Raw genomic sequence first — 12,754 nt, 5'->3', positions numbered from 1 at the left:
CGACCTTAATTTTACATGCAGCCGTGAGCGGAATCCGAACCCGCGGTCGATTTTGAGGACTTGCCTAGACCATCGGCATCGCAGTGACGCCTTCGGCTGCTCCGCAAAGGGGTTCACGCGGCGACATCGCCTTTGACGTGGGATACAGCGACAGCGCGCACCCCGAGTTCAGTCAATGTTCGCGTTCTGTGCGTCTGGGATCGCATAATGTATCGACTGGAAGGCGCCGTTTTGCGCAGGCTCCGGTTACGCCGCTCTATCGATTTCTGGGATCAACTCCAGTTCGCCATGAAGCGCTATTTCCTCTGTCTTGAGGTTGAAGCTGGTCTGCATGTTCATCCAAAATTCCGGCGTTGTGCGGAAGTACTTTGCAAGGCGCAGGGCGGTATCCGTGGTTATCGGTGTTTGCTCGGCCGCGATGCGTTCTATGCGGGTGCGAGGAACATGGAGCTTTTTCGCCAATGCACCGGCACTCATGTTCAGAGGACGCAGGTACTCCTCGCGGAGGATTTCGCCAGGATGGATCGGCGGAAGGATATGGGTCATCTCAAGCTCCCTGTCTGCCACGCTTGGCCTTCAATGGTAGTCAACTATTTCAACGTCCTCGATACCGGCATCAGTCCATGCAAAGCATATCCGCCACTGATCATTGATCCGGATTGAATGTTGGCCTTCTCTATTCCCCTTAAGCGCTTCTAGTCGATTGCCGGGAGGAGAGCGCAGGTCCTCAAGAGCTGCAGCGCTGTTCAGGATTGTCAGTTTGCGGACGGCCGACCTCACGATGTCTGAGGGAAAACCTTTTGGCGGTTTGCCGCGGGCAACGGCTTCGGTTCTCGCATCCTTAAATGACCTGATCACGCCTGGCTCTTAATGTTTGTATCATATGGTGATACAGGTTGAAGTCAACCAATATGTATCATTGCACGATACAGATTCGCAATCGCGTTCCTGTTTACGCGATCTCAACGTGGTCGATCTCCGGTTCAGATCCCTTCAAGGCGGAGATGTGTGCCGGACCAGATGCGAACCAAATACGACATCGGGGTCATCGCAAAAATTCCCGGTCGCGCTCCGCACCACCACTATCTCCCGTGCGCTGACTACGGGCTTCGGTTGTGGTATTTTAGAAATACATCAAATAAAGTTTCGAATTGGGGGAGCCATGGATCGTGGGCTTGCCGCAATCTTGGCCGCGGATGTCGTCGGCTAGTCCAAGCTCATGGAGCGCGATGAACAAGGCACTTATGAGAGGCTGGTTGCAGGCCGCAAGGAATTGTTCGAGACTGAAATCGCCCGTCACCACGGCCGCATTTTCAAGCCAATGGGCGACGGACTTTTGGCAGAGTTCTCGAGTGTCGTCGATGCTGTGGAATGTGCTGTTGCCCTGCAGCAGGGGCTCAGGTCGGGACGAGGAGATGGTCGCCAGCTGGCCGAACAAGGAGATGGGAAATGATTGTAGATCAGGCTTGACAAGAATTGCCCCATACAAGCGGGAAACCAACGCCATGCCCTCAAAAGGTCCCCCTCCGATGCCAAAACTCACCTGTCGAACATCAACCCGGTCCAAAATGTCGACCAGCTCGTGGCGCCGAGTCCATCTTCCAAGGCCCTGAAACCGCGAAACTCAGTACCGCGGTCAAAGGTGAAGCTCTGACGGGCAAAGGCCGGCAGCGGTGAAAAGGCATCGACGATCTTGTCGATGAGCGGCTGTGGGTGGCGGCTGCCATTCTTGATCATCACTGTGTAGCGGCTCTTGCGCTCGACTAGCGAGAGGGCATAGCGCTGTTTCCCGAGCTAGCACTTCTGCGCTATCCAGATCCAATCTCTTACTCGCGGTGTCGATTTGTTGCGGTCGGGCAGATGACGTATCTTATTGCCCCGGTACGCAATCAGCTGATCAATCGTTGTCAAGGGAGATATCGATGGCTAGAGGCTCGCTTCAGATACATGCGAAAAGTCGGGAATTGCCGGCCGGCGGCGGGCCATTCCAGCTTCACAACCTGACGGTCGGCATCTTTCTTGTCGACCAGAACCATCATCGCCTTGCTGTAGGCACCGACATTACGTCATGCATACCGCTCCGTGCAGGCGAGGGATGGATTCTGCCGGCGCGGGCGAGCGGTATATGCGAGTTCGATGAGACCCTATCCTATCTCACGTTGGAGTTCCCGGACGACCTGCTGCGCGAGACAGGATGGGACCAGCCCGACTTCACGCCTCTCGTCGGGGGGCTCGATCCGCTGCTCGTCCAGATGGTGAAGAACGCTGTCGCCACGACCGAGACGTCGGACTCGCTCTATCGGCAGACCATGAGCATTTCGGCGGCAGCTCATCTGACCCACGTGTTGTCGCCGCGACATGTCCCAGCTATTTCGATCGACGACAGGCGTCTACGGAAGGCCATTGCCTACATCCATGACAACCTCATGGGAGAGTTGTCCCTCCACGCGATGGCGTCCGAAGCGGCGGACCTTGGGGCCGCTCCGGCCCAAGGCCCCCATCGACAAACTGGCCAAGTGAGACGCCGCTGGTCGGGCCGTCGAGTTAGGCAGGGAACGGCCTCAAGCGATGGGTTCAGCAAGTCTTTCATTTCCCCCGAGAGGGCGACGGGCCCGCGTGAAGACGAAACAAGCGCGCGGATGATGTCGCAGGAGATTATGTAGCAGGAGCGGTGGCAATCAGTGTTTTCCAGATAGGGTCGGGTTGTTCAAGCTCAACCTGATGGAAAGATCCCGATGACCGACGAGATGTCGCGGCGGGCCAGTCGGCGGCCGGTGCCTTCTTCCTGCAGGCCTGTCCGCTTCGCCAATCCCGGAACGCCTGGCGGACTGATCGGCATACCGGACGGCGAGCAGATCGTCCGCAGAGCGGCAAAGCTATCGATCGACTTTCAGTAGCTCTTTCCTGCGACGGCGCGGACGACATCGATGAACGCTCCCGTCACAGGCCGTAACCGGTCGCTTCGGTAAACGATCGAGGTATCTATCGAGAGGTTCGATCCCGAAATGGGCCTGTACACGACCCCGTCGCGCTTCAGGTTCTCGAGACATTTCGGGAGGAGCGAAACGCCAAGGCCGACCGAAACGAGGCCGATGATCGTCTGCTTCGGCGTGGCCTCCCGGACGATTCTGGGACTGAAGCCAGAGCTTTGGCAAAGTCCGATTATCTGGTCATATAGAGTAGCATTGATGCTGCGAGGGAACTGGATCAGTGGTTCATCTGCAAGCTCTGCCAGCGGGATCTCAGCCTGAGACGCAAGTCTATGCTGCTGTGGCACCGCAATCACCAGAGGCTCGACAAGGATTGTTTCGATCACCAGGTGCTTGCCGCTGACTGGTGGATGAATGAAGCCGACATCCAGCCGGCCCTCGCTTACGCCGCGAACTTGATCCGGAATGCGGAGATCGGAGAGTTCAAGTGTTACATCCGGGTATGATCGGGTGAAGCGATCGACGATCGTGGGAATCACGCTATAGATCGCCGCATCGATGAAGCCGACGGAGAGATGTCCCGTCTCGCCGCGCTCGGTCTTCCGGACAAGTTCGGTGGCGGTTTCCGTCTGCCGCAGCAGGCTGCGTGCTTCCTCCAAAAGAACCGAGCCTGCCGCCGTCAGCTCGACCTTGCGTTTCGTCCTCTCAAGCAGTGCTACGCCGAGTTCACGCTCTAGCCGCTGGATCTGCTTGGTGAGTGGAGGCTGGGAGATGTTGAGCCTCTTTGCGGCACGGCCAAAATGCAGTTCCTCTGCGACGGCCACGAAGGATTGAAGCAGTCTGTGCTCCATTAGAGTTTCCGTTCCGGTATCACAGGCGGATGAAACAATATTGGACGGAATATATCTCCTCCAGCATCATGCGCAAAGGATGCTTCGCAGGGAGATAACATGAGCGATCAGAAGTTCTCGCGGCGGCAGATGCTGCAGGCACCTCTCGTCGGCGCAACCATTGTCGCGGCCTCACAATCCGGCTTCGCTTGCGAAGCCGTCGCGCAGCCGCAGCCGTCAAACTCGCCTGCCCCCGCTGGCGCCTATGCGCACAACGTCGAGGCGGTCGGCTACACCGACATGGAACACCGTCCGGCTTTCAAGATGGCTATCCGCGAGGTGAGAGGCCGGTGGCATCTCTATACGGGCCATTTCTGGGACTCCGGCTGGAGCATCGTTGACGTGACCGATCCTGCCAAACCGCAGGTGGCGAAGTTCATCTCGTACCCGACACCGAACACGTGGACGCTGCAGATCGATCTGTCGGGCGACACAATGGTGACGGCTCTGGAAAAGCCGTTCGCGAATTTCGGCGGCGAACCAGACGCTCCCTTTGATGAAGGCCTTCTCGTCTGGGACATCGCCGATCCGCTGAACCCGCAATTGCTGTCGCACTTCAAGACCGGCGCAAACGGCACCCACCGCAATCTCTATCCAGGCGGACGCTATGTTCACGTTGCCGCGTCCATGCCGGGTTATCGCGGTAACATCTACCTCATTCTAGATATTTCGGATCGCGCCAATCCGCGTGAAGCGGGACGCTGGTGGGTGCCGGGGCAGCACGAGGCAGGAGGTGAGAGCTTCTCCGATGCGCTGCTGACAAGTATCTCACGTTCAAGAGAGCGAGCGGAACCGATGCGGTTTCAGGCGCAATGCATATGCGGCGCATTTTGCTCCGGCGAGGACGTCTCACTGCACGGGCCCGCTTACGTCGTGGGAAACCACGTCTATCTGCCCTATGGGGCGGCCGGCATGATCGTGCTCGATATAAGCGATGTATCGCGGCCACGGAAGATCGGCGGACTAAGCTTCAGCCCACCGTTTCATTCCCGCTTCGGCGTGCACGGGGTCCTGCCGGTTCCGGAGCAGGGCATCGCTTTCGCAAATTCAGAGAATGTGACCTATGGGCAGGGCGCTGCCCATCACGCCTCGATCATCGACATATCGGACCCCAGCGAGCCTTTCCTGCTGTCGTTGCTCCCGGAGCCTGTGCCCCCGGCCGAGGCTCCTTACGCTGATTTCACGACGCGAGGCGGATGGCGCGGCCCGCACAACATCAACCATCATCAGCATCATTCGGATGTCGAAAAGCAAGGAGACCTCTTCTACATAGCCCATTTCAATGCGGGGCTGCGGATCTATGACGTCTCCAACAGACGCCTCCCGCGGGAAGTGGGCTATTTCATTCCGCCCGAGCCGGTGCGCCGTTACGGTCCAATACCGGAGGACAAGCTGGTCCTTCAGACGGAGGATGTCGTCGTTGACCGGCGAGGCTTCATCTACATTAGCGACAAGAACCAGGGCATCTGGGTCCTGCGCTACATCGGCGAGCGGCCGCAGGCGCGCCGCGCATGAGCGTCGGACTCATTGCAGTACGGCTGTTACTGCCGGAGCGGATCGCGAGGAAGCCATCCGCGACACTCGCCCGCCGTCCCCCTGTGGCGTTTCGAAGCGATTCGAACCAGACGACCACGTCCTCAATGTAATGGGGCCTCCCGACGGTAAGATCTCCGGCACATATCAGGTCCTGTCACGACCAAGCTTTGTGCCCTGGCTGTCTGCTTCTGCTCGACAGGGATCTGACCGTCTCCAGAAACGCGCCCGGCGCCCGGCGGACGCCGCGCGGCTTCCATACTATCGCGAGATCCCAGGTTAGGTCGTCCGGCATTCCCTCCAACGGCACCATAGCCACACCCTCCACCTGCATGGAGCGCGCCCCTTCCGGTACGAAGGCCACTCCCATATCGGCCGCGACAAGGCTCAGGATCGTATGCATCTGGCGGGCCTCCTGGCGCACGCGTGGCACGAAGCCGGCCTTCCGGCAGGCGCTCATTAACTGACTGTGGAGCGATGGTCCTTGCACATGCGGAAAGAGTACGAAGGACTCGTGCGAGAGTTCAGCCAAGCCGACCGGTTTCCCCGTCGCCAAGCGGCTCGTACGCGGCACTGCGAGGCAAAAGCGGTCGCGATCGATCACTTCGACCTCTAGCCCTGATTCCGTCTTCAGGGGCGGCGTAACAAACCCCACGTCGACCGTGCCCTCCAGCAATCCCTGGAGTTGTGCGTCGGTTGATCGTTCATCCAAGCGGACCTCGACCATCGGAAAGCGTTCGCGATGGGCGCGGAGCGCGGCGGGAAGAACGCGGTAGAGCGCCGCGCTCGTAAAGGTCACCGTGATTTCGGCCAGATCTTCCGATGCGGCCCGTCGCGCCATTCGTATGCTGTCGTCGGCCTGCTGTAGCGTGCGGCGCGCCTCATTCAGGAATACATGGCCTGCAGGGGTCAGTTCAACCCGCCGTTGCGTCCGGACGAAGAGCTGAAAACCGAGTGCGGTTTCAAGGCGTTTGATCGACTGCGAGAGTGGCGGCTGGGCCATGTGAAGACGGCTGGCGGCCCTGCCGAAGTGAAGCTCCTCGGCAACGGCCACGAAGTGGCGCATGTGATGCAGGTCGACCATCATATCAATATCGTCTCAATAAACTGCCAATTGATATTGGAAGAAACCGCACAGAGGTGCCAAGTCAAGAGCCTGACAGCAGCAGAAAGGAGGTTCTAATGCGCTCGCAGCCAATAACTCCGCGTCTGAGCAGGGCGGTCCTCATCGGGGCTATTCTTCTTGGCGGTACCGCTCATGCAGCGATAATGCGCCAAGACTTTACCGTGACCAGCGATCCGGGCGTTGAACTGGCGGTCCGTGAGGTAAGCGATGACAAGCTTCAGCCAGGCAGACTGCCGGTTGTGCTGGTCCACGGCGCGCGCGTGCCCGGCGTTGCTTCCTTTGATCTTCCGGTGGAGGGAGGCTCTCTCGCAGCCGACTTGGTTCGCGCCGGGCATCACGTCTTCATCATTGATGTGCGCGGCTACGGTGGCTCAAGGAGGGGCGGGCAAGACGGAAGCCAAGATGGCCAACCGCTCGTACGCTCCGACGAAGTGGTTCGCGACATCGCCGCCGTAGTCGACGCCATACAGGCGAGGACAGGGCGGTCGCAAGTTGCAATCCTGGGCTGGGCCACCGGCGGTCATTGGGCGGGCATGTATTCCAGCCAGAACCCGGACGAGGTGAGCCATCTGGTGATCTACAACAGCCTCTACGGTGCGCACTCCGGTCACAAGACCCTGGGGCCAGGCTCTGACATGGCCGATCCGAATAAGCCCGACGAGTTCCACGTCAAGCGCTTCGGGGCTTACCGCCTGAACACGGCCGCCTCCTTGCTGCCATCGTGGGACCGCTCGATTCCGGTCGAGGACAAGGCCACCTGGCGCGATCCGAGGGTGGCGGAGGCCTATCAAGCTGCGGCGCTTGCCTCTGATCCGACCTCAGCCAGCCGCAACCCACCTTCGTTCCGAGCTCCGTCGGGCGCCATGGCCGACTCATTTGAACTTGCTTCGGGGCGCAAACTTTGGGATGCCGGTCCGATCACTGCGCGTGTGCTGGTGATCCGCTCGGAAAATGATTTCTGGAGCCGACCGGAGGACGTCACGACGCTGGCTCAGGACTTGAGACGGGCTGCAAGCGTGCGCACGGTCACAATCCCCAGGGCAACGCATTACGTTCATCTCGACAGGCCGGAGCGCGGGCGCAGCAGGCTCATCGCCGAGGTGACCCGGACGCTCGCGCAGCCCGCCGACGTAAAACCGATTGACTGAGAACGGATCATGGAGCCCATGCTCGTCTATCTGGAGAGCCGTTCTCCCAGCGTCTGGATGTGCGTATAGGCCGCATTGCGAGCACCGCCGTATCATCGAACGGTCGCATGACGGCCCCGGTCGAACCGTATCTGGCGGTTATCCAGCGCAAGCCCGGTGCTCTGCGCGACGGCGCTCCCTTCACAGAACTGCCCGAAGCTTTCAAGCAGTTGCAGCAGCATCTGCTCAGGAAGCCCGGAGGCGACCGGGAGATGGTCGAGAGCCTGGTTCTCGTTCTGCAACATGGCGAGCAGGCCGTGCTGGCCGCAGTGGAGATGGCACTCGAGGTCGGCGTCACCACCAAGGTCCACATCCTCAATGTGCTGCACAGGCTAGTCGATGGCAGGCCGCTCCCGACACCTGTCGCGGATGCACCGCAGGCGCTGAGCCTGGCCAAGCCAAGGAGCCGCAGGCTAATGTCGAGCGCTACGATGCACTGCGCCAGGCTCGGGAGGCGCGCCAAGCGTCATGATCCCGCCATCGTCATCATGCTCAGGCCTGAAGATGCACGGCATGGCGCAGGCCGTCGCCGAACTGACCGAGCAGGCATCTCCCGCCTGCGAAGCCGCCACCCTGGTCCTGTCGCAACTCCTGAAGGCCGAGATGGAGCGGGAGGTCAGGTCCGTCGCCTATCAGCTCAAGGCAGCCCCCTTCCAGGTCTACCGCGATCTGGCTGGCTTCGACTTCGCCAGCAGTGAGATCAGCGAGGCCCTCGTGCTCCAGCTCCATCGCTGTGAGTTCATGGCGGATGCCAACAACGTCGTGCTTGTCGGAGGTCCAGGCTGCGCGACGATCAGGATGAGAGTCTCACCTTGATTGTCGCCGCGCAGAACATCAGGTTTGTTCCAGAATATAACTCCTGTACAAACAATTACTTAGGCGACTTTCGCGTCGCACTGACCTTGAATTTGCCAAAGCCCGTGATCTGGCCCGGGGCGTAGAGTGAGAGTTGCGCTCTGCTCCTCTCAACGTGGCGATGGGCCTCCGACGTGAGGGAGGGACCAGAGATCATGGGCGCGCCGAGAGGTATCCGCCGGCAGATCTTATCGTTGGGACGGCGATTGCATCGATCAAAAAATGGGGCCGGACGTTCTCTGCGCCGATAGGGTCATCTCGTTTTTCAACCAGCCGACAAGAGCTTCTATCGCTGGAAGTTTCTTCGAGAGCGGGTCGAAGGCTGCCCAGTACGCTGCTTTCTGTGAGCTCAAGGACGCTGACAAGGGCCTGACCAGCCGCCCCGTCCGAATATGCTCCCGAACAAGAAGGCCTCGCCCCATGGCGACACCCTGACCATCAAGAGCAGCTTGCAATACAATGTTGTAGTCGGTCAGGCGGGTCTGTTTGGCCTTCTCAAGTGGAAATCCGGCTGCCTCCGACCACAGCTGCCACTCGAGGCCGCTCTTGGCCTGCAATATCTCGTGGTTGAGAAGGTCCAGGGGGGATTGAAACTGGGAGCCGTCTCCGTACAGCGCCGGGCTCAACACCGGAGACAAATCTTCGTTTGCGAGGTGCACACAGGACTGCTTGCTCGCGCCAAAATCGCCAAATCGAATCGCGATATCCGCTTCTCCGCGCCCTACATCGACAATACGCAGGGTCGGATCCAATTCGAGTTCGATCGCTGGATGGCTCTTGAGGAAACCGCCAAGTCTGTTGATCAGCCAGTTCGCGGCGAAGGAGGGGAGCAAGCTCACACGCAATCTGGTCTGCCCGGATTGCGAGCGTACCCTCGCGGTGCCCTCCGACAGCACAGTGAAGGCCTCGTCAACGGTGGCAAGAAACATCGTGCCTGCCTCGGTCAGCTCTATGCTCTTACTCTTGCGACGAAAGAGCGGAGTACCCAGAGCACTCTCGAGCTGCTTGATGTGGTGGCTCACCGCGCTTTGCGTAATCAGCAGTTCCTCGCCGGCCAATCGGAAGCTCCCTCGGTTCGCTACCACTTGAAAGACCCTGGCCGCGGAAAGGGGTGGGAGAAATGGGGAACTACGCAACTTGCCGATGCCTCGCGGATGAATGGCGGCTGACATTAACGAATTCGATCACAGGGCACAAAGCTTTGAATTGGTGGGCTCCTCGGATTTCTTCCATGAAGCAAGAAGAAAAGGAGAAAGCAATGACGATATCTATCCGTGACAAACTGGCTACTCTTGGCCTGGAACTCCCCGCACCGACTTCTCCGGCTGCGAACTACATTTCGGTGGTCCGCACGGGCAACCTCTTGTTCATATCAGGTCAGATCAGCAAGGCGCCAGATGGTGAGATTATTGCAGGCACCCTGGGTGCGGACATATCCCACGAGCAGGGGGTGCAAGCGGCGCTTATCGCAGCCCTTAACCTTCTCGGACTGATCGCCGCCAAAACAGACGGTTCGCTTTCGTCTGTCCGTCGCATCGTGAAGCTCGGCGTGTTCGTCACGGCAACGAGCGAGTTCAAGGATCAGTCGAAGATTGCAAACGGTGCCTCCGACCTTATGGTTGCGGTGTTCGGCGAAGCCGGGCAGCACACCAGAGCAGCCATTGGTGTCAGTTCGCTTCCCTCGGGGGCAGCCGTCGAGATCGATGCGGTCGTGGAACTGGAGGAGACCAGATGCTGACCGATGCAAAAATCGACAGCCTGCGCAACGACACACCCGGCTGCGCCGAGCGAAGGCACTTCAATCACGCCGGAGCTTCGCTCCCACCGAGGCGGGTCACCGAAGCAATTATCGGACACTTGATGCTGGAATCGAGGCGAGGTCCGATGGAAGCTGCCGCACTGGTTGCGGACGAGCTCGCGATGCTTCGTACCAACGCTGCCAAGTTCATCGGCGCCGACGAAGGCGAGGTTGCGTTCGGTGGATCGGGGTCTGCCCTTTGGGGGAGCGTGTTTGCTGCGTTGCCACAGCTGAGGTCGGGCGAGCGCATTCTAATTGGCCGACAGGAATGGGGCGGTAATGTCGCATCGATGCAGCGTGCGGCAAGCCATGCCGGGGCAAGCATCGAGATCATTCCCTGCATGGACGACGGCAGTGTCGATGCGAACGCTCTTTCGGCAATGATCGACGACAACGTGCGCCTCATCTCGCTTACATGGCTTCCTGCCAACGGGGGACTGATAAACGACGCCGAAGCCATCGGGCGGGTCGCCAACGCGGCTCGCATCCCATACTTCGTGGATGCCGGGCAGGCACTTGGTCAGCTCCCTATCGATGTGTCGAGGATAGGTTGCGATGTTCTCAAGGCGGCCGGCAGGAAATACGTTAGAGGGCCGCGCGGAACGGCTCTCGTCTACGTTCGCTCCAAGTTCCTTGAGAAGCTCGATCCCGGTTTCGTTGATGTGAGCTCCGGCCCTCTCGTGAATGGAAAAGTCGAGCTGAGGAAAGACGCTCGTCTATTCGAAACGTCCGAAGCGCCTATATCACTACTCCTGGGGCTCGGCGAGGCGATCGCGCTGGCTTCGGAGTTGGGTGTCGAGGCGATCCAAGCCCGCATCGCCCTACTGGCAACCCGGCTTCGCGAAGGGTTGAAACGTATTCCAGGAGTCGAGATGCGCGACCTCGGTACGAAACAGTCGGGCCTTGTATCTTTTGCCGTGGCGGGAATTTCGGCATCGGTTGTGAGAAGCAAGCTAGCTGCCAAAAGCATCTCAATCGGGGCAAACGGCATACCCTACACGCCCTTCGACATGACGGCGCGCGGACTACAGGAAATAGCCCGAGCCTCGGTCAGTTACTTCAATACCGCGGGGGAGGTCGATGGCCTCGTCTATGCGGTTGAACAAATCGCAAAAGATGCAATCCAATAGAAGGACGGAACTGCGATGGATTTGGGAATAAGGGGCAAGCGTGCGATCGTCTGCGCGAGTTCAAAAGGGCTGGGCAGAGGCGTGGCGCAGAAACTTGCGGAGGCGGGCGTGATCGTTACCCTGAACGGTCGTAGCCGGGACACGCTGGAGGCCACCGCGAGGGAGCTTCGGGAATTGGCAGACGCCGAAGTCTATGCCGTGGTCGCCGACGTAACGACCGTAGAAGGACGGCAAGAGCTTCTCGAAGCGGAACCGAAAGCCGACATCCTCGTCACCAATGCAGGGGGACCGCCGCCTGGGCTGTGGTCTGATTGGGAGACGAATGAATGGTTGAACGCACTGAACGCCAACATGCTGACCCCAATCTTGCTGATGAAAGCGGTTCTGCCCGGCATGATCGATAGGAGCTGGGGGCGCGTCGTCAACATCACCTCCGCGTCAGTAAAGTCACCGATCCCGGAGTTGGGCCTGTCCAACGCATCGCGCAGCGGACTGACCGGTTTCGTGGCAGGGACGGCGAGGCAAGTCGCGAAACATGGCGTAACGATCAACAACCTCCTACCAGGGGCGCATGAGACTGATCGTGTAGCCGTGCTTCTCCAGCGAAGGGCAGAAATGAAGGGCATCTCAATCGACCAGGCGCGGCAGGAGGCGCATGCGGAGAATCCGACCGGGCGCTTCGGCACGATTGAGGAGTTCGGCGCTACCGCGGCATTTCTTTGCAGCCAGTACGCAGGCTACATTGTCGGCCAGAATATCCTGCTCGACGGTGGCGCTTTCAGGTCGACGCTTGCTTGAGTTCCAACGTCTCGCGGCATGCGGCCCATTTCGCTAACTGCAATTCATGCTCGCAGACAGACGACATAATGGATGGAACCCGAACGGGAACGACACTCACTCAGAGGTCGTTCCCGTGCGGCGTCCAGATGGACTTTCCTTTGTAGCATCAGCTGTCCGGTGATCCGCACCTGACCCGACTATTCTTTTTGAGCGACCGCCTCACGCAGGCCCTGCGGGCAGAAAAAACAAGGTCGTTGGCGTCCGCGCCTGCATTTCCTATCGACCACGGGGTCGCCATTGCCATCATAGATCAGGTTCAACTTGTAGGCGAGGCAGGTGGGAGCCTTGCCCCTGTACACCGCCGCCTTCACGAGTCCGATATCTGATCTATTCAATGAGTTCCTGGCTGGGCGCTGCGCGCAGTTCCATTCTTCGGAAAGAATGGCGACGCCCGCTCAGTATGTATATCAACGAAGCAACTAAAAGTTCCCCAATCAGGGCAGATTCCTCCGCCCGACGAGCGTA

The 12,754-nt window shown here is 59.4% G+C and carries 12 protein-coding genes and 4 pseudogenes; 10 read left to right on the top strand and 6 right to left on the bottom strand.

The genetic code is table 11. The features are described from left to right. Window positions 1-246: 246 nt before the first annotated feature. On the bottom strand, window positions 247-546 hold the full coding sequence (locus BHMPCIPO_RS24105; protein ID WP_173519294.1) for a HigA family addiction module antitoxin: 300 nt from the start codon (window positions 544-546) through the stop codon (window positions 247-249). 30 nt (window positions 547-576) lie between these two features. After that, complete coding sequence (locus tag BHMPCIPO_RS24100) at window positions 577-858, bottom strand: type II toxin-antitoxin system RelE/ParE family toxin (RefSeq protein ID WP_173519293.1); 282 nt, start codon at window positions 856-858, stop codon at window positions 577-579. 361 nt (window positions 859-1,219) lie between these two features. Between BHMPCIPO_RS24100 and BHMPCIPO_RS33070 the strand changes: the two are divergent. After that, window positions 1,220-1,399 (top strand): annotated as a pseudogene (locus BHMPCIPO_RS33070) (adenylate/guanylate cyclase domain-containing protein); the annotation flags it as partial. Between the two features lie 176 nt (window positions 1,400-1,575). Here BHMPCIPO_RS33070 and BHMPCIPO_RS24090 read toward each other — a convergent pair. Then, a pseudogene (locus BHMPCIPO_RS24090) lies at window positions 1,576-1,770 on the bottom strand (IS30 family transposase); the annotation flags it as partial. Between the two features lie 152 nt (window positions 1,771-1,922). Between BHMPCIPO_RS24090 and BHMPCIPO_RS24085 the strand changes: the two are divergent. Both BHMPCIPO_RS24085 and BHMPCIPO_RS24080 read left to right on the top strand, forming a co-directional pair. Beyond that, window positions 1,923-2,663 (top strand): hypothetical protein, encoded by a 741-nt coding sequence (locus BHMPCIPO_RS24085; RefSeq protein ID WP_173519291.1) that lies wholly within the window; start codon window positions 1,923-1,925, stop codon window positions 2,661-2,663. A gap of 72 nt (window positions 2,664-2,735) precedes the next feature. Further along, window positions 2,736-2,897, top strand: coding sequence for a hypothetical protein (locus tag BHMPCIPO_RS24080; RefSeq protein ID WP_173519290.1), 162 nt, complete (start codon window positions 2,736-2,738; stop codon window positions 2,895-2,897). Here BHMPCIPO_RS24080 and BHMPCIPO_RS24075 read toward each other — a convergent pair. Further along, window positions 2,891-3,781, bottom strand: coding sequence for a LysR family transcriptional regulator (locus tag BHMPCIPO_RS24075; protein WP_173519289.1), 891 nt, complete (start codon window positions 3,779-3,781; stop codon window positions 2,891-2,893). The two genes, BHMPCIPO_RS24080 and BHMPCIPO_RS24075, sit on opposite strands and share 7 nt — an antisense overlap. Window positions 3,782-4,060: 279 nt before the next feature. Here BHMPCIPO_RS24075 and BHMPCIPO_RS24070 point away from each other — a divergent pair, with 279 nt between their 5' ends. Then, a complete protein-coding gene (locus BHMPCIPO_RS24070) occupies window positions 4,061-5,335 on the top strand; it encodes an LVIVD repeat-containing protein (RefSeq protein ID WP_246304538.1) in 1,275 nt (424 codons plus the stop codon). 175 nt (window positions 5,336-5,510) lie between these two features. On the opposite strand, the gene BHMPCIPO_RS24065 is transcribed toward BHMPCIPO_RS24070, so the two are convergent. After that, on the bottom strand, window positions 5,511-6,440 hold the full coding sequence (locus BHMPCIPO_RS24065; protein ID WP_173519287.1) for a LysR family transcriptional regulator: 930 nt from the start codon (window positions 6,438-6,440) through the stop codon (window positions 5,511-5,513). 200 nt (window positions 6,441-6,640) lie between these two features. On the opposite strand from BHMPCIPO_RS24065, the gene BHMPCIPO_RS24060 reads away from it, so the two are divergent. From BHMPCIPO_RS24060 to BHMPCIPO_RS24050, 3 genes and pseudogenes are all read left to right on the top strand, one after another. Beyond that, window positions 6,641-7,627: an alpha/beta fold hydrolase gene (locus tag BHMPCIPO_RS24060; protein ID WP_312033061.1), complete on the top strand. Its 987-nt coding sequence runs from the start codon at window positions 6,641-6,643 to the stop codon at window positions 7,625-7,627. 76 nt (window positions 7,628-7,703) lie between these two features. After that, window positions 7,704-8,138 (top strand): annotated as a pseudogene (locus BHMPCIPO_RS24055) (IS21 family transposase); the annotation flags it as partial. 16 nt (window positions 8,139-8,154) lie between these two features. Further along, a pseudogene (locus tag BHMPCIPO_RS24050) lies at window positions 8,155-8,449 on the top strand (ATP-binding protein); the annotation flags it as partial. Window positions 8,450-8,736: 287 nt separating this feature from the next. Here BHMPCIPO_RS24050 and BHMPCIPO_RS24045 read toward each other — a convergent pair. After that, entirely contained in the window at window positions 8,737-9,693 is a 957-nt protein-coding gene (locus BHMPCIPO_RS24045; RefSeq protein ID WP_282439097.1) for a LysR substrate-binding domain-containing protein, read from the bottom strand. Window positions 9,694-9,752: 59 nt separating this feature from the next. Here BHMPCIPO_RS24045 and BHMPCIPO_RS24040 point away from each other — a divergent pair, with 59 nt between their 5' ends. From BHMPCIPO_RS24040 to BHMPCIPO_RS24030, 3 genes are read left to right on the top strand one after another with little or no spacing between them, the layout of a single operon-like run. Then, window positions 9,753-10,259, top strand: a complete 507-nt coding sequence (locus tag BHMPCIPO_RS24040) for a RidA family protein (RefSeq protein WP_312033060.1) — start codon at window positions 9,753-9,755, stop codon at window positions 10,257-10,259. Beyond that, window positions 10,253-11,449, top strand: a complete 1,197-nt coding sequence (locus BHMPCIPO_RS24035; protein WP_173519285.1) for an aminotransferase class V-fold PLP-dependent enzyme — start codon at window positions 10,253-10,255, stop codon at window positions 11,447-11,449. Before BHMPCIPO_RS24040 ends, BHMPCIPO_RS24035 begins: the two co-directional genes overlap by 7 nt. A 15-nt stretch (window positions 11,450-11,464) precedes the next feature. Continuing rightward, window positions 11,465-12,247 carry an SDR family oxidoreductase gene (locus tag BHMPCIPO_RS24030; RefSeq protein WP_173519284.1) on the top strand — a complete coding sequence of 261 codons (783 nt, stop codon included), beginning with the start codon at window positions 11,465-11,467 and terminating at the stop codon, window positions 12,245-12,247. The last annotated feature ends 507 nt before the right edge of the window (window positions 12,248-12,754 follow it).

The organism is Ensifer sesbaniae (assembly GCF_013283665.1).
GTDB lineage: Bacteria > Pseudomonadota > Alphaproteobacteria > Rhizobiales > Rhizobiaceae > Ensifer > Ensifer sesbaniae.
This window is presented reverse-complemented; position numbering and strand designations above follow the sequence as displayed.